The 19844-nt window shown below is 67.4% G+C and carries 20 protein-coding genes; 9 read left to right on the plus strand and 11 right to left on the minus strand.

Annotation, left to right across the window (positions count from 1 at the left end):
• Nucleotides 1-7: 7 nt before the first annotated feature.
• The 3 genes from ACFOMD_RS08725 to ACFOMD_RS08735 all read right to left on the minus strand — a co-directional run bounded on the left by ACFOMD_RS08725 (nucleotide 8) and on the right by ACFOMD_RS08735 (nucleotide 4421).
• On the minus strand, nucleotides 8-1504 hold the full coding sequence (locus ACFOMD_RS08725) for a replicative DNA helicase (RefSeq protein ID WP_380859934.1): 1497 nt from the start codon (nucleotides 1502-1504) through the stop codon (nucleotides 8-10).
• A gap of 156 nt (nucleotides 1505-1660) precedes the next feature.
• Nucleotides 1661-2092, minus strand: a complete 432-nt coding sequence (locus ACFOMD_RS08730) for a hypothetical protein (RefSeq protein WP_380859937.1) — start codon at nucleotides 2090-2092, stop codon at nucleotides 1661-1663.
• On the minus strand, nucleotides 2079-4421 hold the full coding sequence (locus ACFOMD_RS08735) for a patatin-like protein (RefSeq protein WP_380859940.1): 2343 nt from the start codon (nucleotides 4419-4421) through the stop codon (nucleotides 2079-2081). Before ACFOMD_RS08735 ends, ACFOMD_RS08730 begins: the two co-directional genes overlap by 14 nt.
• Before the next feature lie 89 nt (nucleotides 4422-4510).
• Between ACFOMD_RS08735 and ACFOMD_RS08740 the strand changes: the two genes are divergently transcribed.
• A complete protein-coding gene (locus ACFOMD_RS08740; protein ID WP_380859943.1) occupies nucleotides 4511-4993 on the plus strand; it encodes a hypothetical protein in 483 nt (160 codons plus the stop codon).
• An 83-nt stretch (nucleotides 4994-5076) separates the two neighbouring features.
• Nucleotides 5077-5508, plus strand: coding sequence for an MAPEG family protein (locus tag ACFOMD_RS08745; RefSeq protein WP_380859946.1), 432 nt, complete (start codon nucleotides 5077-5079; stop codon nucleotides 5506-5508).
• Here the strand turns inward: ACFOMD_RS08745 and ACFOMD_RS08750 are convergent.
• From ACFOMD_RS08750 to ACFOMD_RS08760, 3 genes are all read right to left on the minus strand, one after another.
• Complete coding sequence (locus tag ACFOMD_RS08750) at nucleotides 5505-5972, minus strand: hypothetical protein (RefSeq protein ID WP_380859949.1); 468 nt, start codon at nucleotides 5970-5972, stop codon at nucleotides 5505-5507. The two genes, ACFOMD_RS08745 and ACFOMD_RS08750, sit on opposite strands and share 4 nt — an antisense overlap.
• Nucleotides 5887-7053 carry a hypothetical protein gene (locus tag ACFOMD_RS08755; protein WP_380859952.1) on the minus strand — a complete coding sequence of 389 codons (1167 nt, stop codon included), beginning with the start codon at nucleotides 7051-7053 and terminating at the stop codon, nucleotides 5887-5889. Before ACFOMD_RS08755 ends, ACFOMD_RS08750 begins: the two co-directional genes overlap by 86 nt.
• Nucleotides 7054-7122: 69 nt before the next feature.
• Nucleotides 7123-8916 (minus strand): ABCB family ABC transporter ATP-binding protein/permease, encoded by a 1794-nt coding sequence (locus ACFOMD_RS08760; protein WP_380859955.1) that lies wholly within the window; start codon nucleotides 8914-8916, stop codon nucleotides 7123-7125.
• Between the two features lie 108 nt (nucleotides 8917-9024).
• On the opposite strand from ACFOMD_RS08760, the gene ACFOMD_RS08765 reads away from it, so the two are divergent.
• The 3 genes from ACFOMD_RS08765 (at nucleotide 9025) to ACFOMD_RS08775 (ending at nucleotide 11666) form a co-directional block, all read left to right on the plus strand.
• Nucleotides 9025-9249 (plus strand): hypothetical protein, encoded by a 225-nt coding sequence (locus ACFOMD_RS08765; protein ID WP_380859958.1) that lies wholly within the window; start codon nucleotides 9025-9027, stop codon nucleotides 9247-9249.
• Nucleotides 9250-9312: 63 nt separating this feature from the next.
• Nucleotides 9313-10164: an SDR family oxidoreductase gene (locus tag ACFOMD_RS08770; RefSeq protein ID WP_380859961.1), complete on the plus strand. Its 852-nt coding sequence runs from the start codon at nucleotides 9313-9315 to the stop codon at nucleotides 10162-10164.
• A gap of 59 nt (nucleotides 10165-10223) precedes the next feature.
• The gene (locus tag ACFOMD_RS08775; protein ID WP_380859964.1) at nucleotides 10224-11666 is read left to right on the plus strand and encodes an oligosaccharide flippase family protein; all 1443 of its coding nucleotides are present in this window, start codon (nucleotides 10224-10226) and stop codon (nucleotides 11664-11666) included.
• A gap of 3 nt (nucleotides 11667-11669) precedes the next feature.
• Here ACFOMD_RS08775 and ACFOMD_RS08780 read toward each other — a convergent pair whose 3' ends face one another.
• From ACFOMD_RS08780 to ACFOMD_RS08795, 4 genes are all read right to left on the minus strand, one after another.
• Nucleotides 11670-11864, minus strand: a complete 195-nt coding sequence (locus ACFOMD_RS08780) for a con-10 family general stress protein (RefSeq protein ID WP_380859967.1) — start codon at nucleotides 11862-11864, stop codon at nucleotides 11670-11672.
• 105 nt (nucleotides 11865-11969) lie between these two features.
• Nucleotides 11970-12266 (minus strand): hypothetical protein, encoded by a 297-nt coding sequence (locus ACFOMD_RS08785; protein WP_380859970.1) that lies wholly within the window; start codon nucleotides 12264-12266, stop codon nucleotides 11970-11972.
• Nucleotides 12267-12317: 51 nt separating this feature from the next.
• Nucleotides 12318-13268, minus strand: a complete 951-nt coding sequence (locus ACFOMD_RS08790; RefSeq protein ID WP_380859973.1) for a methyltransferase — start codon at nucleotides 13266-13268, stop codon at nucleotides 12318-12320.
• A gap of 37 nt (nucleotides 13269-13305) precedes the next feature.
• Nucleotides 13306-14688: a M20/M25/M40 family metallo-hydrolase gene (locus tag ACFOMD_RS08795; protein WP_380859976.1), complete on the minus strand. Its 1383-nt coding sequence runs from the start codon at nucleotides 14686-14688 to the stop codon at nucleotides 13306-13308.
• A gap of 120 nt (nucleotides 14689-14808) precedes the next feature.
• Between ACFOMD_RS08795 and ACFOMD_RS08800 the strand changes: the two genes are divergently transcribed.
• Together ACFOMD_RS08800 and ACFOMD_RS08805 are read left to right on the plus strand one after the other, a co-directional pair.
• Entirely contained in the window at nucleotides 14809-16257 is a 1449-nt protein-coding gene (locus ACFOMD_RS08800) for a coniferyl aldehyde dehydrogenase (protein ID WP_380859979.1), read from the plus strand.
• Nucleotides 16254-17141: a pirin family protein gene (locus ACFOMD_RS08805; RefSeq protein WP_380859982.1), complete on the plus strand. Its 888-nt coding sequence runs from the start codon at nucleotides 16254-16256 to the stop codon at nucleotides 17139-17141. The genes ACFOMD_RS08800 and ACFOMD_RS08805 overlap by 4 nt, the downstream gene beginning before the upstream one ends.
• A 132-nt stretch (nucleotides 17142-17273) precedes the next feature.
• On the opposite strand, the gene ACFOMD_RS08810 is transcribed toward ACFOMD_RS08805, so the two are convergent.
• Nucleotides 17274-17882, minus strand: coding sequence for a glutathione S-transferase N-terminal domain-containing protein (locus ACFOMD_RS08810; RefSeq protein ID WP_380859985.1), 609 nt, complete (start codon nucleotides 17880-17882; stop codon nucleotides 17274-17276).
• Between ACFOMD_RS08810 and ACFOMD_RS08815 the strand changes: the two genes are divergently transcribed.
• Both ACFOMD_RS08815 and hisN read left to right on the plus strand, forming a co-directional pair.
• A complete protein-coding gene (locus ACFOMD_RS08815; protein WP_380859988.1) occupies nucleotides 17881-19077 on the plus strand; it encodes a CaiB/BaiF CoA transferase family protein in 1197 nt (398 codons plus the stop codon). The genes ACFOMD_RS08810 and ACFOMD_RS08815 overlap by 2 nt on opposite strands.
• The gene (gene hisN / locus ACFOMD_RS08820) at nucleotides 19074-19844 is read left to right on the plus strand and encodes a histidinol-phosphatase (RefSeq protein WP_380859991.1); all 771 of its coding nucleotides are present in this window, start codon (nucleotides 19074-19076) and stop codon (nucleotides 19842-19844) included. The genes ACFOMD_RS08815 and hisN overlap by 4 nt, the downstream gene beginning before the upstream one ends.

The raw sequence follows: 19844 nt of genomic DNA on the forward strand, positions 1-19844 counted from the left end.
TGCCCCGCTACTCGTACTGGTCCGGCAGATAGCCCTCGTCGACGATGTCGCTGAACTTCGTCGTCATCTTGTGGAACATCATCGGGACGATGCCGGTGGAGCCGTGGCGCTGCTTGGCGACGATGCATTCGGCGCGGCCTTCGACCTTGTGGGCCTTGTCCAGCCAGGCCTGGAACTTCTCCGTTCCGTCCTCGGGCTTCTTCGTGGCGTGATAATATTCCTCGCGGTACACGAACATCACGATATCGGCGTCCTGCTCGATGGTGCCCGATTCGCGAAGGTCGGAGAGCAGGGGCCGCTTGTCCTCGCGCTGCTCGACGGCGCGGCTGAGCTGCGAGAGCGCCAGCACCGGCACGTTCAGTTCTTTGGCCAGCGTCTTCAGGCCGCGGGTGATCTCCGAGATTTCCTGCACGCGGTTGTCGCCCGAGGATTTGGAGGTGCCCTGCAAGAGCTGAAGGTAATCGACGACGATCAGCCCGATGCCGCGCTGGCGCTTCAGACGGCGGGCGCGGGTGCGCAGCGCGGCGATGGTGAGGCCGGGCGTATCGTCGATGTAGAGCGGCAGATTTTCAAGATCGGCGGCGGCGCGGGCCAGGTGGCGAAAATCATTCTGGCTGATCTTGCCCATGCGCAGCGCTTCCGAGGACAGCCCCGACTGCTCGGCGAGGATACGCGTCGCCAACTGGTCCGACGACATTTCGAGCGAGAAGAAGGCGACGCCGGCGCCGGCGGATTCGGTGGCCGAGGTGCCGAAATCCTTGTCTTTCATCAGCCGCTGCGCGGCCGAGAAGGCAATATTGGTCGCAAGCGCGGTCTTTCCCATCGCCGGACGGCCAGCGAGAATAACGAGGTCGGAGCGGTGCAGGCCGCCGATCTTGGCGTTGAGACCTTCAAGTCCGGTGGTGATGCCTGACAGCGAGCCGCCCGACTTGATGGCCCGCTGCGCCATGTCGACCGCAAGCATCGCCGAGGTCTTGAAATCCTTGACGCTGCCGGTGACCTCGCCCTGCTCGGCGACCTTGTACAGCGCCATCTCGGCTTCCTGCACCTTCGCCTGCGGGTCGATATCCTCGCTCAGATCGGTTGCCGACGTCACCATCTCTCGCCCCACGCGGACGAGTTCGCGCAACAGGGCGAGATCGTAGATCTGATTGGCGAAGTCGGTCGCCGCAATCAGCGCGCTGGCGCCGCCGTCCACGTTGATGAGCTGGATGAGATAGTCCGAAGGCGTATCGGCAAACTCAGGGTCGCCGAACAGCATCGGCCGCAACGTGACCGCCGTGGCGATCTGATTGCGATCGGCGACGCGCAGGATGAGTTCATAGATGCGCCCGTTGAGCGGGCTGAAGAAATGCTCCGGCCGCAGCTTCGACTGCACATCCTCGATGAGCCGGTTGTCGATCAGCAACGCACCAAGGAGCGCAGCCTCGGTATCGAGGTTCTGCGGAAGCGACGGCGGAGTCGTCGAATCATTTGCTACGGAACGCAGGGGTGTGATCGCCATGCCAGCTTACTCTCATTGAACCGCGCCGGGTCCAAAACCCATTGGGGATCGTTCCGGTAGAACCCGAACTTCGCGGGGGATAGCCTGTGGATAAGTTCGCTGACTCGATGCGATATCGTCGCACCCGTCACCCGACCTGCTGCGTCAGACGGTCGATCAGGTCGCCCGACTGCATGAGATGGTCGCGATCCGTGCCCAACGCCATGTTACCACAACGAAGATCAGGAAGGCGATCTGGCTTAAAAGCTGAGGGCTCGACGCCACATAGCCGAACAGCGCGCCTTCCGGCAGGCGGCGGGTCGTCACGGCGAGGTTGTGAGCCACATTCGTCGAGATAACCAACAACGCTGCCGGAACGCCGATGCGCGGCCGAACCAGCAGCAGGACGGCGATAAGCGGGTCGATGACCGTCAGGCTCGACCAATAGGCGGCACTAACGCCACCGACCCCATGATAATCCCACAGCACTCCGTGCTGCAGCAAAGTGCGCGCGTGGTTCAGCCCGGCCAGCAGCAGGCAGGCGGCCCAGATGCCTCGGACGATGCGGCCTCGACGTTCAGCTGACGCCTTGTGTTCAGGCGGCGTCATCGACCTCCTTCTTCAAACGATCGATCAGGTCGCCAGAGTGCGTCAGATATTCGCGCTCGGCGTCGAGAATGGCGTGGAAGGCGCGGCGCTTGAGCTTGTCGGTAAGGCCGGCGGGCAGCGCGGTGCCGCGCGGCAAGGAGCTGGCGACGATGTCGATGAGGCGTTCGGCGGCGTGGAGGCGCCCCCACAGATAATCGTTCTCCCGCCACGCCCGCGAGAAGAAGGCGCCGAAGGCGTTGAACTGGATGCCTTTCAGGGTCGCCGCCGCTCCGCCCTCGCGGATCGCGGTGGCGTCGTCGGGGGAGATGCGGTCGACCTTGATCTCGTCGAACTCGTCGAGGCCGTCGGTCTGTAGGAGCGGCAAGGTGGCGATGTCGAAGAAGGGGTAGCCGAGATAGGCGAGCACCAGCGAGCGGCGTACCGGCTTGCTGATATCATCGGCCATCAGCAATTCGATCATCCGCGCGTCGGCGGCCGCGTCGAGCGCCGACAGGCCGAGCGCGTCGCCGAGCGCGTCGAGCGCCGGCTGCGGGTCTTCTGCCAGGTCCCGCGCGGGCTCGCGCACGTCGCTGCCGAAGAAGCCGGGGGTGCGGCGATCGAGATAGGGCGCCAGCAGTTCGTAGAGGCCGGTCTTCATATGATCGAGCGCGGCGGGCGACTGGCCTTCGGGCAGGTCCGCCATCGTCAGGTTCAGGGTGCGGATGACGAAGCGCAGCCGGCGGATGCGGTACTGGATGTCGAAGCGCTTCAGGAAGGCGATGCAGGCGGTGGTGCCGCCGAGCAGCCCCGGTTTGGCCGTGACGTCGTTGACGGCGTTGCGGTTGACCCAGCGCCACAGCGAGGAACGGACGCGCTCGCGGGCGTCGCGCGCGACATGGTCGCCGAGGGGCGACAGCATCTCGGCGATATGCTCGACGACATGGCTGAGCTTCAGGTGCGCGTAGGCGGCATAGGCATAGCCGGCCTCGCGCGCGGCGGCCGTCTGCACCCGCGAGCGCCATTCGGTGAGCCGCGCGGTGGTGAGGCCGAAGAACATCAAGGTGCGGCCGAGCTCGCGCTCGATCGCGGCGTCGACCTCGTCGCGCATGCCGGCGACGATATGGCGGAGACGGCGGACGCGCCTTGAGAGCGTGCCGAGCGATTCCAGATTGTCGCGGATCGGCTGTTCGCGCGGGATGTTCGACAGCGAATGCAGGATGGCGGTGAAGAAGCCCGGCGGCTCGTCGCTGCGCCCGCCCTTCATGCGGAACAGATGCCCGCCGGGCTTGGGGTCGATGTAGACAAAGCGCCGGTCGACCTCGCGGTGGGCCGGGCGCGCCCGCAATGCGTCGATGGCGGGGCGGAACGGGGCGTTGGCGAGCACGCTGCCGTCGATCAGCGAGGCGTCCATCGGGTCGAGCCCCGCCGCCACCCGCTTGGCGAAGGCGCGCTGCAGGAAGGCGTCGCGGTCAGGCCAGACATCGCCGATCTCGCCGAGCACCTCGTCGAGTTCGCCGGCGCGGAACGGCGGGAAGGCGCCCGGGAAGGAGGCGGTGGCGCGCGCGGCGAAGGTCAGCGCGGCGCGGGTGCCGATGGCGCGCGGCGCGGTGCGCCCCTCGTCGCGGAAGCTGATCAGCAGGCGATGCTCGGTTTCCATCACCGAGGGCGGCGAATTCAAGGGCAGATGCTCGGGATAGCCGTAGAAATCGGTGGTGGTGACGAACAGGTCGAGCGGCTGGCCGGGGGGTAGCAGCGCCGGGGTGCGCTTGCCCTGCTCCATCGCCTCCAGCGCCTCGTAGAGCAGCCGGGTGAAGCCGGCGCCCGAGAAGGGTGGCTCGAACCAGCGCGAGCGGATGAAGCGCGACAGCTTCAGCCGCACTTCCTCGCGCGCCACGGGGTCGGCGATGCGGTCGACGTCGTCGCCGCGGTCGCGCGAGGCGAACCAGACCAGCGGGCGGGCGTAGAGCTTGCTCCACGCCGAGGCCGGGGCCGCGTCGGGGTCGAGCAGCTTTTCGATATCGGCGTTTTCGAGCCAGAGGTGGCGTAAGGGTTCCATGTCGTGGCCGCCGGCGACGGCATGGGCGAGCTGGATGCCGTTGATGCCGCCGGCGCTGGCGCCCGCGACGATATCGACGACGAGGCGCAAATTCACATGCGGCGCCATCGCCTGCAGCAGGTCACGGTAGACGACGGCGCTGTCGTCGAGCGAATCGGCGGGCTCGCCGCGTTCGTGCACCGATCGGCTGGCGCGCAGCAGCTTCCACGCCTCCTTGACGATGCCGTGCATGTACACCGCGAGGCTGACGCCGCCGTAGCAGACCAAGGCCAGCCGAAGCTCTTTTTCCCGCAACCCGCTCGCTCCTCAGCCCTCGTTCACATTGAACCATCGCATATGGGACTCGTTCAACCCCGCAGAGACGATTGAGGGAAGGAACAACGATGAAGCAGTTTATACTGGTAGCGATGGCCGGCGCTTCGCTCGCCGCCTGCGCCGACACCAACAACGGCCTTGGCAATATCGCCGACAACAGCACCGTCCGGGCCGGCGCCATCGGCGCGGCGGGCGGCGCCGCGATCGGCGCGGTCGTGCCGGGCCTGTCGACCGCCGAAGGCGCGGCGATCGGCGCCGCGGTCGGCGTGATCGCCGACGCGACCGGCGTGCTGCGCGACCGCAACGGCCGCACCGCGGGCGGCTATGGCGGCGCCGGCTGGGCGGAGATCGACAGCGACGTCCGCAACGATGTCGCGCTGCAGCAGCGCGTCATCGCCCGCTATGACACCAATCGCGACAACTCGCTGGATCGCGCCGAAGGCCAGCTGGCCGATCGCGACCTGAAGCGGCTGATGGACACCGACAACAACGGCAACATCAGCAACGACGAATATAACCGCAACCGCGAGTACGCGCTGCGCAATATCTAGCGAAGTGCATAGGCCCCTCCCGCTTGCACAAGCGGCGGGAGGGGTCCAGCATCCGGCCCTCTGGCTAATCGGGGGAGGATGCCGTGAACCTAAGTCCCAATGATATCTCCGTTCTGCACGCCGTGCTCGGCATGGCGGTGCTCAGCCTCGTCATGTTCATCTGGATGTACGCCAAGCGCATCCCGGCGATGAACGCGGCGAAGGTCGATCCGCAGGCGGCGATGCACCCGGGCTCCTTGAACAGCCTGCCGAGCGACGCGCGCCGGGTGGCGGACAATTACAATCACCTCTGGGAAGCGCCGACGCTGTTCTATGCGATGGCCTTCTATATCGTGGTGATCGGTCATGCCGACCAGCTGCACGTGTGGTGCGCCTGGGCCTATCTGGGCCTGCGCGTGCTGCATTCGCTGGTGCAGGCGACGTTCAACAAGGTGGCACTGCGCTTCCTGCTGTTCACGCTATCGTGGGTGGCGCTCGGCGTGATGATCGTGCGGGAATTGCTGGCGGCGCTCTAGCGGCGCTCCGGCGCGGGAGCCTCGACTACGAAATCAAGCACGCGACCATGGCGCGCGACGGCCTTCATCAACTGGTCGTCGCTGCGCAGCCGCTCGCGGAAAGCCTGGGTGCGGAGCACGCTCGGCGTGGCGCGGCGCACCTGGTTGACCGGTTGTAGATAGATCAACGGGAAGCTGCGGCGATCACGATTAGCCAGCAGCGACATGAGAAAGCTTCGCGCATCGGCGAGACGGCCCGTGCAAGCCAGAAGCGCCATGTAAGATGCCGGCAGCCGCTGTTGCGCGGCGGTGACGATATTAGCCGAAGACGCATCTTGCGATCGACCGAGTTCGTGAAGCGCGCAGGCCCTGACACCATGCATCGCCACCCTGGCCCCCTCATTCACCGCCGGGCCGAGAGCCTCGGCCTCCGCGATCACCGGCTCGATGGCGGCCAGCGCGGCTTCCGTGCGTCCGAAATCCAACAGGAGGCGGGCGCCGTTCGCGGTGTAGTTCAGCCGGCTGGCATCGTCCTTCGACCCGTTGCTCGGCGAGCTTGCGGAGCAAGGCCAGCCCGTCGTCCAAGCGGCCGTTGACCGCCAGCGATGTTGCGACGAGGGGCGCGAGCGACGGCGCATCATCCTCGGGATCATCGAGCGCGGGGTCGCTGAGGATCGGCAGGAAAAGGTCGATCACCGCCGCGTCATCGCCCGCCGCGCGAAGATACCCCGCATAGCCTCGCGCCGCGCCGAGTGCGCGGCTTGCTTCCCAATCGCGCTTCCGTTCGGCGGCGTACATTGCCCACTGCCGCTCAAGGCGCGCGCCCGCCCAGTTCTCGATGGCAGGCCAGAGGCGCGTGAACTCCTTGTCGACGAGCAGCATGGCGAATTGATCGGGATGATAGAGCGACGGCACCAGCGCCTGTGCCCCCGCGACGTCGCCGGCGCGCATCTTGGCGCGAAGGCTCGACATCGCCAACGCGGCCTGATCGCCAGCGTCGCCCATCACAAAGCCGATTTCGGACAGGCGGGCGGCGAGAAGATCAGCCCGCCGCGTATCGCCGCCGTCGCGAAGCCGGCCCACCAGGGCCTCGATGAGATCGCGGTCGGAGCTTGCGGCCAGGGCAGGATCGTCCCGGCTGACCGTCAGCCAGAGATCAGCGGCACGCGCAGGATTGCCCCCATAGGTATGGATTATCGCGCCAAGGTACTTCGGAACCGCCTCCGCCGGCAGCAGCCGGATGGCCTCGTCGATCGACTGACGGGCGGTGGTCATGACTTGCAGGCTGTCGCTGTCGCCCTGCATCAGCATGTCGGCGCGCGTGAACTGCACGTAGCCGCGCAGCGGCGTCGGGGCGATGAGCTTGGCCAGCACAGCTTCGAGGCGGGGAAGGAGCCGCGCGGCGCTGTCGCCACCGCTATACTCCGCCATGATCGACAACAGCTCGGGCAGATGCTCTCGCTCGGCAGGCGTTACGATGGCCGACGGATCCAGGCGCTGCGCGTGCGCAGGCTCCGGCGCCGCGATCAGCAACCCCGTCAACAATGCTATCGCCATCAACCGCATGATGAGCCCCCCAGCGCATGATAGGCGGGGCCGGCTTGCTTCTCAAATGCTGCGATCTCGCGGCCGCCCCTATTCAGCCGCTTCCATCGCTTCGGCCTCTGCCTCCGCCTGCTGGCGCAGCCACATCGCGGCGTAGAGGCCGTCGCGCGCCAGCAGCAGGGCGTGGGTGCCGCGTTCGACGATGCGGCCCTGATCCATGACGATGATCTCGTCGGCGTCGACCACCGTCGAGAGGCGGTGGGCGATAACGAGCGTGGTGCGATGCTCGGCGACGCGCTTCAGCGCCGACTGGATGTCCGCCTCGGTCGCGGAATCGAGCGCGCTGGTCGCCTCGTCGAGGATGAGGATGGCGGGGTCCTTGAGGATGGTGCGCGCGATGGCGACGCGCTGCTTCTCGCCGCCCGAGAGCTTCAATCCGCGCTCGCCGACCGTCGTTTCATAGCCGTCGGGCAGCGACATGACGAAATCGTGGATCTGCGCTTGCCGGGCGGCGACCTCGATCTCGGCCTGCGACGCGCCGGCGCGGCCGTAGCCGATATTGTAGGCGATGCTGTCGTTGAACAGCACGGTGTCCTGCGGGACGATGCCGATGGCAGCGCGCAGGCTGGCTTGCGTGACCTGCGAAATATCCTGCCCGTCGATCGTCACCCGGCCGCCGGCGATGTCGTAGAAGCGGTAGAGGATGCGGCTGATCGTCGATTTGCCCGCACCCGAATGGCCGACGATGGCGAGGGTGGCGCCGGGTGCCACGTCGAGGTCGAGGTCATGGAGGATCGGCCGCCGCGCCTCATAGGCGAAATCGACATGCTCGAAGCGGACATGGCCGCCGCTGACGGCGAGCGGCGGCGCGCCGGGGGCATCCTCGATCTCGGCCTCGGTATCGAGCAGGGTGAACATCTGCTCCATGTCGATCAGGCCCTGCTTGATCTCGCGATAGACCCAGCCGAGCATGTCGAGCGGGCGGAAGAGCTGCGCGAGCAGGGTGTTGACCAGCACCACATCGCCGACGGTCAGCCGCCCTTGCGCGAAGCCCCACACCGTCCACGCCATCGCGGCGCCCATCATCAAATTGGTGATCAGCGACTGGCCCACGTTGAGCGCAGCGAGGCTGGTCTCGTTCTTCACCGCCGCGTCGCGGTAGCGGGTGATCGCGCCGCGGTAATGGTCGTGCTCGACCTGCTCGGCGCTGAAATATTTGACGGTTTCATAGTTGAGGAGGCTGTCGACGGCGCGCGCGGTCGCCTTGTTGTCATGGTCGACCATCTGCCGCCGCACCCGGTTGCGCCAGTCGGTGACGATGCGGGTGTAGAGGATATAGACGGCGACCATCACCAGGGTGGCGACCACCAGCGGCCAGCCGAGCTTCACCCCGAAGATGATGCAGACGGCGGTCAGCTCGATGATCGTCGGGGCGATGTTGAAGAGGAGGAAGTAGAGCATCGTATCGACGCTCTTGGTCCCGCGCTCGACGATGCGGGTGAGCGAGCCGGTGCGGCGCTCGAGGTGGAAACGCAGCGAAAGGCGGTGGATCTGCGCGAACACGTCGAGCGCGAGGTTGCGCGCCGCGGTCTGGCCGACGCGCTCGAACACGGCGTTGCGCAGATTGTCGAACAGCACCCCGCCGAAGCGCGCGCCGGCGTAGGCGACCACCAGCCCGACCGCGAGCGCGATGCCGGCGTCGACGCCCTTCGCCAGCTCGTCGATCGCGCCCTTGTAGGCGAAGGGCATGACCAAGGTGATCGCCTTCGCGAGCAGCACCAGTACCAAAGCGACCGCCACCCGCACCCGCAGGCCCGGCGATTCCGCCGGCCAGAGATAGGGCAGGAAGCGACGCAAAGTGGTGAACGACGGGGAGGGCTGCATGTGCTCCCTAGATAGGCCTGAATCGGCTCGTCGCAACGCGGTTCCGTTTAAGGAACCCTGCATCGATCCGTCTGTTGACTCCGTATCTCCGGCACGAGGCGGGTACCGATGAAAGAAGCACTGATCATCATGGCGATCCTCGGCTGCGCCGACGACAACAGCCAGTGCCAGACCGTGCAGCGCGTCACCGTGCCGTTCGAGACGGTCGCCGATTGCCGCGCCGCGCAGCCGGCGGTGCTCGAGAAGCTCACCATGCTCGATTATCCGGTCATTGTCGCCGATTGCCAGCGCTCGCCGGTGAACCAGCTGGCCGACGCCCGCCCGATCGGCTGATTTCCCGGCAACTTATAAGTTCTTCGGATCGTTGGCGGCACGTACCTTAGTCAGGAGCGTGCCATGAGCGTCGAACATGCCAAGATCAACGAGGACGGGCTGCCCGGCCATGAGCGCCGGATGGACGAGAAGCCCGATTTCATGCCGCGCTACGAAGGCTCCGACCGCTTGGCCGGCAAATCGGCGATCGTCACCGGCGGCGACAGCGGCATCGGCCGCGCGGTCGCCATCCTGTTCGCCCGCGAGGGCGCCAACGTCACCATCGTCCACCTCGAGGAGGATGACGACGCCGCGATCACCGCGCACCATGTCGAGGACGAGGGCCGGCGCTGCCTGATCCTGCGCGGCGATGTCGGCGACAAGCTATTCTGCGAGGAGATCGTCCGCCGCCATGTCGAGGCGTTCGGCGGGCTCGACGTGCTGGTCAACAACGCCGGCGAGCAGCATCCTGACAAGGACATCCGCGACGTTACCGAGGAACAGCTGAAGCGCACCTTCCAGACCAATTTCTACGGCTATTTCTTCATGGTGCAGGCGGCGGTCGGGCATCTGAAGAAGGGCAGCTCGATCATCAACTGCACCTCGGTCACCAGCTTCGAAGGCTCGGAGGAGCTGCTCGACTATTCGTCGACCAAGGGCGCGATCACGTCGTTTACCCGCGCGCTGTCGGGCAACCTCGCCGAGAAGGGCATACGCGTGAATGGCGTGGCGCCGGGGCCGATCTGGACGCCGCTCAACCCCTGCGGCGGCGCCAGCAAGGAGAAGCTGAAGACCTTTGGCGAGAACACCCCGATGGGCCGCCCCGGCGAACCCTGGGAGGTGGCGCCGAGCTTCCTGTTCCTCGCCTGCGACGACGGCAGCTACTTCACCGGCCAGATCCTGCACCCCAACGGCGGCACCATCGTCGGCGGCTGATGCTTGCTCCTACCAGGGCGGGCGTCTAAGCCCGCCTTGTACAGGGGGAGTTGCCGCGCATGTCGGTGCGCAAGTCGATGGCCTGGTCGCTGACCGGCAGCTTCGGCTTCTTCGTCGTCCAGTTCGTCGCGTCGGTCATCGTCGCGCGGCTGCTGACGCCCGTGGAGATGGGCGTCTATGGCGTCGCGCTGGCCGCGCTGACCCTGCTCACCGCCTTCCAGAACCTCGGCTTCCAGAGCTTCATCATCCGCGAGACGGACATGGACCGGGCGACGCTCGGCACCGTGCACAGCATGGCCGTACTGCAGGCGCTCGGCCTGGCGGTGCTGCTCTATGCCGGCGCGCCGCTGCTCGCCGATTTCCTCGACGAACCGCGCATCACCCATGCGCTACGCATCCTCAGCCTCTACGCGATCTTCGTGCCGGTCGAGACGCTGGCGAGCGGGCATTTGCAGAAGCGCGGGCGCTTCGACCTGCTGACCGCGATGGCATTGTCGCGCGTGCTGGTCAGCGCCATTGCCTCCGTTGCGCTCGCCTATGCGGGCTTCTCCTATGCCAGCATGCCCTGGGGCTCGGTGATCGGGCAGGTGGTCGCCACTGCCGCGGCCTTCCTGCTCGCCGGGCGCGATCTCGCCGTCCGCCCGACGCTGTCGCGCTGGCGCGCCGTCTGGGCCTATGGCTCCAACATCCTTGCGACGATGGCGCTCGCCAACATCTTCTCGCGCCTGCCCGATATCGCGCTTGGCAAGCTGGCGGGCGTCGCGATGGTCGGCCTCTATGGCCGCGCCTCGGGGATCATCGAAAGCTTCAACACCGGCGTGATGTACGGCGTGCAGCGCGTCATCATGAAGGCGATGGTCGACAGCCGTGACCAGATCGGCCGTATCGACCATGTCTATCTGCGCGCCGTGCGCGCCGCGACCGGGCTGTTCTGGCCGATGTATGCCGGGCTCGGCGTGCTGGCGACGCCGGTGATCGTCATGGTCTATGGCGAGCGCTGGGCCGCCGCCGCGCCGGTTCTGGCGCTGCTCTGCCTCGCCGCGATCGTGCAGACCGGACTGGTCGCGCGGCAGGAAGTGCTGATCGTCACCAAGCATGAGCGGGTGCTGCCCCGTCTCGAAGGCACGCGCGGCGTCATCGGCCTCGGCCTGTTCATCGCCGGCGCCAGCCAGGGCCTTGCCCCCGCTGCCGCCTCACGCATCGCCGAGGCGCTGGCGCAGCATCTGCTGTTCGTGCGCGAAATCCGAGGCGCGATCGGGTCGCGCTTCGCCGACATCTATCGCTGCTATGCGGGGAGCGCCGCCGTCGCGGCAGCGGCCGCCCTGCCTGCCGCGCTGCTGATGCAATGGCGGGGCTGGCCGGCAACGCTGCCGGTGGGCGAGATGCTGAGCGCGATCGGCGCCGGCATCCTGCTGTGGCTGGCGATGCTGTTCATCGTTGGCCACGAGCTTCGTCATGAAGTGGTGAAGCTGCTGGGTACCGTCCGCCGCCGCTTCAGCTAGCGGCTATTCTTCGTCACGATCCAGGCGATGACTGCCGGCGAGGCCGCCCTTGCGCCCCGCTTCGCGCGCCAATTCGGGATTGGCGGCGAACCCGCCGCCCCGGCTTATCTGGCCGCCGCGCCGCGACACCTCGCGATGCCGATCCGGGTCCATCGATCCAAAACCACGCGCCGAGATGCGGTCGTCGTCATTCGCCATCGCTCACTCTCCCATTGTGGTCGAATGACCGACCAACCGGGCCCGCGGGGAGACCGTTCCCGAGGTTTCGACGAGGCGAGCGGCGCACGCGTTAGCGGGTGCCGGCTAGCGGGTAGCGCTGCCGTCGTCGGTGGTCGCCTTGTTCAGCTCGACCTTGGGGATGGCGACGGCCTTTTCGCGCATGCCGACATCGACATTGAGCAGCTCGACGGTCTTTTCGGTGACGCCGACCTTCACCTTGGCGGCTTCGACCTGAACCTTCGGCACCTCGCCGCCATCGACGCGTAGGTCGACCGAGGGCGCCCGCAAGGCGCCGCTGGTGCCGAACGCGACGAGGCCGGTGGCCTGCGCGAGGAAAGCGAGCCCGGCAAGGACGACGAGGGCGAGGATGAGACGAAGCATGGCGTGCACCTAATTGTTTCAGGTAAGCAACGCGCCAATGCTCATGCTTGTTCAGTTCACCCTGGTCGCGACCGCGCCGACCACCGCGATTCGATCGACATCGTCGTAGCCGGGCTGCTCCATCTCCTCGCCGAACACATCGGGATCGAGTTCGCGATAGGTCAGCGTGCAACCCGCTCGCGGCATCGCCTCGGCCAGCGCCTCGCGCAGGGCGTCCCGGCCCTCGACGATGGCACTGCCGGTATACAGAAGCAGGCGGCCGCCGGGGCTCAGGCGGTGCGCGGCCTCGCAGGCGAGATCGAGCGACAGCCGCCCGCCGTGCATGTCGCCGCCGTCGCGATAGGCCCGGCCTTCCGGGTCAACGATGTAGGGCGGATTGGCGATGGCGACGTCGATATCGCCCTCGACGGCGGACAGCCCGTTGCCCTCGGCGAACTCAGCATCGACCCCGGCGAACGCGGCGTTGATCCGCGCGAAGCGCAGCGCCTGGGGGTTGATGTCGGTCATCGTGACCCGCGCCTGCGGGCACATTCCGGCGGCGACGATCGCGCCGACCCCCGCGCCGGTGCCGATATCGACGATGCGCGCCCCGCCGCACGGGCCGAGATTGTCACGCACGAAATCGGCGAAGCGGTAGCTGTCCGGCCCGAAGAACACCGCGTCTCGGTAATCGGTCGGATAGGCAGCGTGCAGGAAATAGCGGCCGTGCAGGGTCGACACCCGGCAGCGCGAGCGCTGGCGCGGCCCCGCCGCCTCGATCATGTCGGCGGCGATCAGCAGGTCGAGCAGGTCGGCGTCGAGCAGCCCCGCGTCGAACGGCACGCTCCAGCCGAAAATGTCCGTCAGACCACGCGCCACGCGCCGGCCCGGGCGGGCGATGACCCGCGCGTGGGTTGCGGGCGTCGGCGTGACGAAATGATAGCCACGGCCTTGCAAGGCCCCGAGCAGCGCGAGAAGCGCCGCATCCGGATCGGTCCTCGGCACTTGTTGCGGCAGCGGCATGGCCCAACCATAACCGCCGCCGCCCGCTTAAGTGCCGTCAGCGGCCGCCCAAATCCTTGGTCACCCGATAGATATGGCCGAGCCCCTTGTAGAACGCCGGCACCGCCAGCCGCTCGTTGAGCCCGTGCGCGAACATGTCCGACGTCTTGGTGAACAGGCCCGAGCTGGCAAAGGTCGGGATGCCGGCGATGCGGTAGATCTTGCCGTCGGTGCCACCCGATTCGAGATAGGGCACGATCGGCACGCCCGGATAATCGACGTGAATCGCCCGCGTGATCGCCGCCATCACGTCGGGGCGCATTTCCGACACCGGGCTCGGCTGCGGGTCGTTGAGCACCTTGAACTGGATGGCGGGGTTGGCGACCACGCGCGCCAGTTCTGCCTGCACGTCGGCGACCTTCACGTCGGGGAAGATGCGGCAGTTGACCGTCGCCGTCGCCTTTTGCGGCAGCGCGTTTTCGGCATGGCCGGCATTGAGCATCGTCGCGACGCAGGTGGTGCGGGTGGTGCCGACGAACTCGGGCTGGGTGGCGAGATAGTCCGAGGCCTTCTGGTCCTGCGGGTTCGCCGCAAAGGCGCGCAGCCCTTCGCCCACCTCGCCCGGCATCGATTTGCCGACGGCGCCGAGATAGTCGCGGGTCAGCGCGTTTGCCATCACCGGGAAGCGATAGGCCTGCAGCCGGGCCAGCGCCGCGGCCAGATCGTAGATCGCATTGTCGCTGCGCGGTCGCGAGCTGTGGCCGCCGGGGTTGGGGACGGTCAGCTCGAAGGTCGCATAGGTCTTCTCGGCGCCCTGCACGAGATAGATGACCGGCTTGCCGCTTTCGTCGAGCGCACCGCCGCCGGCGTCGGTGTTGATGGCGAACTCGGCGTCCTTCACCCAGGGGTGCGCCGCGACCAGCTTGGTCGTCGCCATCAAGGTTTCCTCGTCGCCGATGAAGGCGAAGACGAGGTCGCGCTTCGGCTTGAAGCCCTCGGCCTTCAGGCGGACGATCGTCGACACCAGCGCGGTGACGCCGGCTTTGTTGTCGCTGGTGCCGCGGCCGAAGAAATAGCCGTTCTCCTCGATCAGCCGGAACGGATCGCGGGTCCAGTCCTCCGGCCGGGCGTCGACGACATCCATGTGCGCGGAGAACAGGATCGGCTTCTTCGACGGCTTGCCGGCAGCGGGAAAGCGCACGACCATCGCATTGGTCTCGCCGAGCGGCAGGATGGCGATGTCGGCTTGCGGAACCCCGCCCGCCTTCAGCACACCGACCAGATAGTCGGTCATCTTCGGCATCTGGCCGTGGCCGGCGGCGGTGCGGAAAGCGATGACCTTTTCGTAGATGTCACGCGCCTGCCGCTCGTGCGGCGCCGTCTGCGCCATCGCCGTCGTCGCCGTCATCGCTGCCAGCAGTGCCAAGGCCTTGATCTTCATGTCCCGCTCCCCGTGTCCCGGCGCGACCCTAGCAGAGCCGTCCCCTCGTGAAACCCGCTAGCTTTGCGGTGTCACTCAGCGGGATTAGAGTGGCCCTCAAAGATCAGGGGAGGATCGGCGATGGCGACGAAGAAGAAGGAGGCGCCGGCGTCGGCGCAGGACATGAAGGCGCTTCTGGAAAAGCAGCGCGCGGCGTTCCAGGCGGAGCTGCCGGTGTCGGCCGCGGCCCGCAAGGACCGGCTGCAGCGCGCGAAGACCCTGCTGCTCGACAACCGCGATGCGCTCGCCCGTGCCGTCTCCGACGATTTCGGCCACCGCTCGACCGAGCAGACGCTGCTCACCGACATCATGGCCTCGGTCGGGCCGCTCAACCACGGCATCAAGCATCTGGAAGGCTGGATGCGGTCGGAGAAGCGCAAGCTCGACTTCCCGCTGGGGCTGCTCGGCGCCAAGGCCTGGGTCGAATATCAGCCGAAGGGTGTGATCGGCGTGATCGCGCCGTGGAATTTCCCGGTGAATCTGACCTTCGGGCCGCTCGCCGGGGTGTTCGCCGCCGGCAATCGCGCGATGGTGAAGCCGTCCGAGTTCACGCCGGCGACCAGCGAGCTGATGGCGAGCCTTGCCGCGAAATATTTCGATGAGACCGAACTGGCGTTCGTCGTCGGCGGGCCGGAGGTCGGCCAGGCGTTCACCGAGCTGCCGTTCGATCACATGATCTTCACCGGCGCGACCTCGATCGCCAAGCATGTGATGCGCGCGGCGGCCGAAAATCTGGTGCCGCTGACGCTCGAGCTCGGCGGCAAGTCGCCGACGATCGTCAGCCGCTCCGCCGACATCGCGCAGGCCGCCGACCGCATCGCCACCGGCAAGATGATGAACGCCGGGCAGATCTGCCTCGCGCCCGACTATATGCTCGTCCCCGAGGAGAAGGAGGGCGAGATCGTCGAGGGGCTGAAGGCGAGCGCGGCGAGGCTCTACCCGACCTTGCTGGCCAACCCCGACTACACCTCGGTGGTGAACGGCCGGCACCGCGAGCGGCTGGAAAGCTACATCGCCGACGCGCGCGAAAAGGGCGCCGAGGTGATCGTGGTCAATCCGGGCAACGAGGATTTCAGCGCGCAGAACACCCACAAGATGCCGCTGCACATCGTCCGCAAGGTCACCGACGACATGAAGGTGATGCAGGACGAGATTTTCGGCCCCGTGCTGCCGGTGAAGACCTACAAGAATCTCACCGACGCGGTCGATTATGTGAACGGCCGCGACCGCCCCCTGGGCCTCTATTATTTCGGCGAGGACGCGGCTGAGCAGCGGCAGGTGCTCGACCGCACCATCTCGGGCGGCGTCACCGTCAACGACGTCATCATGCACATCTCGTCGGAAGACCTGCCGTTCGGCGGCGTCGGGCCATCGGGCATGGGCAATTACCATGGCCATGACGGCTTCAAGGCGTTCAGCCATATAAAGGCGGTTTACAAGCAGCCGAAGATGGACATCGCCAAGCTGGCCGGCTTCAAGCCGCCCTACAACGCAACCACGCTGAAAACGCTGAAGCAAAGGCTGAAATGATCGAACGCATCATCGAGGGACGGCGGCGTGATCTGGGCGGCGGCTTCGTCGTCGCCCGCGTGCTGCCGGCGCCGTTCCGCCGCACCGTCGGGCCGTTCATCTTCTTCGACCATTTCGGGCCGGTCGACTATGCCGCCGGCCACGGCTTCGACGTGCGGCCGCATCCGCACATCAACCTCGCGACGGTGACCTATCTGTTCGAGGGCGAGATCATGCACCATGACTCGCTCGGCTATCATCAGCCGATCCGCCCGGGTGCGGTGAACTGGATGACCGCGGGGCGAGGCATCGTCCATTCGGAGCGGTCATCGGACGAGACGCGGGCCAACGGCCAGCGCATGCACGGCGTGCAGGCGTGGGTGGCGCTGCCCGACGAGGCGGAGGAGGTGGCGCCGAGCTTCCACCATCATCCCGCCGAGACGCTGCCGAGCATCACCATCGACGGGGCGCGGCGGACGCTGATCGCCGGCAGCGCCTTCCATGCGGTGTCGCCGGTGAAGACCTATTCGCCGATGTTCTACATCGACGTCGATGCCGAGGCGGGGGCGACGGTCTACCTGCCCGACGAGCATAAGGAGCGCGCGCTTTATATCGCGGTCGGCGAGATCGAGGTTGGCGGCGAGCGGTACGAGGCCGGGCGGATGCTGATCGTCGAGCCGGGCGTACAGGCGGCGTGGACGGCGGTGACGGCGGCGCGGGTGATGATGCTCGGCGGCGCGCCGGTCGGCGAGCGGCACCTCTGGTGGAATTTCGTGTCGTCGCGGCCCGAGCGGATCGAGCAGGCGAAGGCGGATTGGGCGGCGCAGCGGTTTGGGAAAGTGCCGGGCGAGAGCGAGTTCATCCCGCTGCCCGAGGAGCCGAAGCCGCCGGAGCCGGTTTCGTAGAGGCGGTTCGTCCGCCTACGCGTTTCGATCACTCCAGCATCACCGTCATACCGGCGGAAGCCGGTATCCAGACCGACCGTTGGACTGGATACCGGCTTTCGCCGGTATGACGGAAAGATGTGCGGATGGAGCTTAGGCGCTCGGATGCCGGGTCGCGATGAAGGACGGGCGCTTCGACCAGCGGTCGTAGATTTCAGCCAGCGCCGGGCGGCCGCCCCGCCAACCCAGGTTCTTGTGGCGGAATTCGAGGTAGCCGATGGCGACCGCCGTCAGCAGTTCGGCATAGGGGCGGTAGGCGGGCAGCGCGGCGATGCGGTCGGGCAGCGCGTCGAGCGCGCGTTCGATCTGCGCCTTCCAGCGGCCTTGCCAAAAGATCGAGCGTTCGCCGGGCTGGCGGAGCTGTTCCAGCCGCCACGCCACCGCGGCGTCGAGGATGGCGTCGCAATGCGCGGCGAGCGTCATCGCCGGCCAGCGCTGCGGGTCGGCGGGCTGCGGGTAGAGGTCGGTCGGCGGGACGAGGCTCGCCAGATAGGCGAAGATCACCCGGCTGTCGTGGATATTCATGCCGTCGTCAGTGACGAGCGCCGGAATCTTCGACACCGGATTGACCGCCACCAGCGCCTCGGGATCCTCGGTCGGATCAACGGGTACTTCGTCGAGCTGCGCCTCCAGCCCCAGCTCCAGGCCGAAAACCCGCACCTTCCGCGCATAGGGCGACGTGTGCGACATGTAGAGCTGCATGAGCGATTCCCCCGAAAATTCAGATGCCCGTGGTAGCGAGGCAAAGCCTGCGGGTCCACTTTCCGATCTGCTGATCGTCGACCTGTCGCGCGTGCTCGCCGGGCCGTACGCGACGATGGTGCTCGCCGACCTCGGCGCGCGGGTCATCAAGGTCGAGCAGCCGGGCAAGGGCGACGACAGCCGCCACATCGGCCCGTTCAATGCCGCCGGCCAGTCGGCCTATTTCAGCTCGATCAACCGCGGCAAGCAATCGATCGCGCTCGACCTGAAGGATGCCGCGCACCGGGAGACGTTCGAGGCGCTGCTCGCGAAGGCCGACGTGGTCGTCGAGAATTACCGGCCGGGGGTGATGGAGAAGCTCGGCTATGGCTGGGCGGCGCTTCATGCGCGCTTTCCGCGGCTGATCTACGCCGCCGCCTCGGGCTTCGGGCATACCGGGCCCGACCGCGACAAGGCCGCCTATGACATGGTGGTGCAGGCGATGGGCGGGATCATGTCGATCACCGGCCATCCCGGCGGGCCGCCGACGCGGGTCGGCACCTCGGTCGGCGACATCACCGCCGGGCTGTTCACCGTGATCGGCATCCTGTCGGCGGTCCACCACCGCGCGGCGACCGGCGAGGGGATGTTCGTCGACGTGGCGATGCTCGACGGGCAGATCGCCATCCTCGAGAACGCCATCGCGCGCTATGCGGTGACCGGGGTGGCGCCGGGGCCGCTCGGCGCGCGGCATCCGTCGATCACGCCCTTCGCCGCCTATGCCTGCGCCGACGGGCATGTGGTGATCGCGGCCGGCAACGACGCGCTGTGGGGCAAACTCTGCGACGCGATCTGCGCGCCCGAATTGAAGGACGATCCACGCTTTGCGACCAATGCCACGCGCACCGACCATGCCGAGGAGGTGGCGGCGGTGATCGAGGCGCGGCTGGCGGGGCTGACGGCGGGCGAGGCGCTGGCGCTGTGCGAGGCGGCGGGCATCCCGAGCGGGCCGCTGCAGGATACCGAGCAGGCGCTCAACCACCGGCAGGTGCGGGCGCGCAACATGGTCATCCAGACCGGCTTTCCCGACGGCGCGCCGCTGACCGCCGCGGGCAACCCGGTGAAGCTGTCCGCCTATCCCGACCCGACGACCCGGCCGAAGGCGCCGCGGCTCGACGAGCATCGCGACGCCATATTGAAGGAACTGGGCCTGTGATCGACGCGGACATCCTCATCCTCGCCGAGCGGCTGGCCGATGCGGCGGGCGCCGCCGTCCGCCCCTATTTCCGCCAGCCCTTCGACATCGAGACCAAGGGCGACCTGTCCCCCGTCACCGCCGCCGACCGCGCCGCCGAGACGGCGATGCGCGCGATCATCGAGGCGGAGCGCCCACAGGACGGCATCATCGGCGAGGAGTTCGGGCGGGTGCGCGAGGATGCTCGCTACGTCTGGGTGTTCGACCCGATCGACGGGACGCGCGCGTTCATCACCGGCCGGCCATTGTTCGGCACGCTGATCGCGCTGCTCGACGACGGCAAGCCGGTGCTCGGCGTCATCGACCAACCGATCATCGGCGACCGCTGGGTCGGCGCCGAGGGGCGGCCGACGTTGCTCAACGGCCTGCCGGTGCGGACGCGCGCCTGTGCGAGCCTTGCCGAGGCGCGGGTGGGCACCACCTCGCCGCAGGCGTTCGGCGAGGCGCCGTTCGCGGCGTTCGAGCGGCTACGGCCGCACGTGTGCGACGTGATCTACGGCGGCGACTGCTACAACTACGGCGTGCTGGCCGCGGGGCATCTCGACCTCGTCGTCGAGTCCGGGCTGCAACTCTACGATTTCGCGGCGCTGGTGCCGGTGATCGAGGGCGCGGGCGGCAGGATGGTCGACTGGCAGGGCCGTCCGCTCGACCGCCGCAGCGACGGCAGCGTCGTCGCGGCGGGCGACGCCGAGCTGATCCCGGCGGCGCTGAAGCTGCTGAACGGCTAG

The organism is Sphingoaurantiacus capsulatus (genome assembly GCF_042648405.1).
GTDB lineage: Bacteria > Pseudomonadota > Alphaproteobacteria > Sphingomonadales > Sphingomonadaceae > Sphingoaurantiacus > Sphingoaurantiacus capsulatus.

Coding starts and splice junctions, on each gene's coding strand:
- ACFOMD_RS08810 (WP_380859985.1), bottom strand. CDS start 17,882: ATGCAGCTCTACATGTCGCACACGTCGCCCTATGCGCGGAAGGTGCGG.
- ACFOMD_RS08740 (WP_380859943.1), top strand. CDS start 4,511: ATGAAGCAGTTTATACTGGTAGCGATGGCCGGCGCTTCGCTCGCCGCC.
- ACFOMD_RS08765 (WP_380859958.1), top strand. CDS start 9,025: ATGAAAGAAGCACTGATCATCATGGCGATCCTCGGCTGCGCCGACGAC.
- ACFOMD_RS08790 (WP_380859973.1), bottom strand. CDS start 13,268: ATGCCGCTGCCGCAACAAGTGCCGAGGACCGATCCGGATGCGGCGCTT.
- ACFOMD_RS08795 (WP_380859976.1), bottom strand. CDS start 14,688: ATGAAGATCAAGGCCTTGGCACTGCTGGCAGCGATGACGGCGACGACG.
- ACFOMD_RS08815 (WP_380859988.1), top strand. CDS start 17,881: ATGAGCGATTCCCCCGAAAATTCAGATGCCCGTGGTAGCGAGGCAAAG.
- ACFOMD_RS08805 (WP_380859982.1), top strand. CDS start 16,254: ATGATCGAACGCATCATCGAGGGACGGCGGCGTGATCTGGGCGGCGGC.
- ACFOMD_RS08780 (WP_380859967.1), bottom strand. CDS start 11,864: ATGGCGAATGACGACGACCGCATCTCGGCGCGTGGTTTTGGATCGATG.
- ACFOMD_RS08785 (WP_380859970.1), bottom strand. CDS start 12,266: ATGCTTCGTCTCATCCTCGCCCTCGTCGTCCTTGCCGGGCTCGCTTTC.
- ACFOMD_RS08770 (WP_380859961.1), top strand. CDS start 9,313: ATGAGCGTCGAACATGCCAAGATCAACGAGGACGGGCTGCCCGGCCAT.
- ACFOMD_RS08755 (WP_380859952.1), bottom strand. CDS start 7,053: ATGCGGTTGATGGCGATAGCATTGTTGACGGGGTTGCTGATCGCGGCG.
- ACFOMD_RS08725 (WP_380859934.1), bottom strand. CDS start 1,504: ATGGCGATCACACCCCTGCGTTCCGTAGCAAATGATTCGACGACTCCG.
- ACFOMD_RS08730 (WP_380859937.1), bottom strand. CDS start 2,092: ATGACGCCGCCTGAACACAAGGCGTCAGCTGAACGTCGAGGCCGCATC.
- ACFOMD_RS08760 (WP_380859955.1), bottom strand. CDS start 8,916: ATGCAGCCCTCCCCGTCGTTCACCACTTTGCGTCGCTTCCTGCCCTAT.
- ACFOMD_RS08800 (WP_380859979.1), top strand. CDS start 14,809: ATGGCGACGAAGAAGAAGGAGGCGCCGGCGTCGGCGCAGGACATGAAG.
- ACFOMD_RS08775 (WP_380859964.1), top strand. CDS start 10,224: ATGTCGGTGCGCAAGTCGATGGCCTGGTCGCTGACCGGCAGCTTCGGC.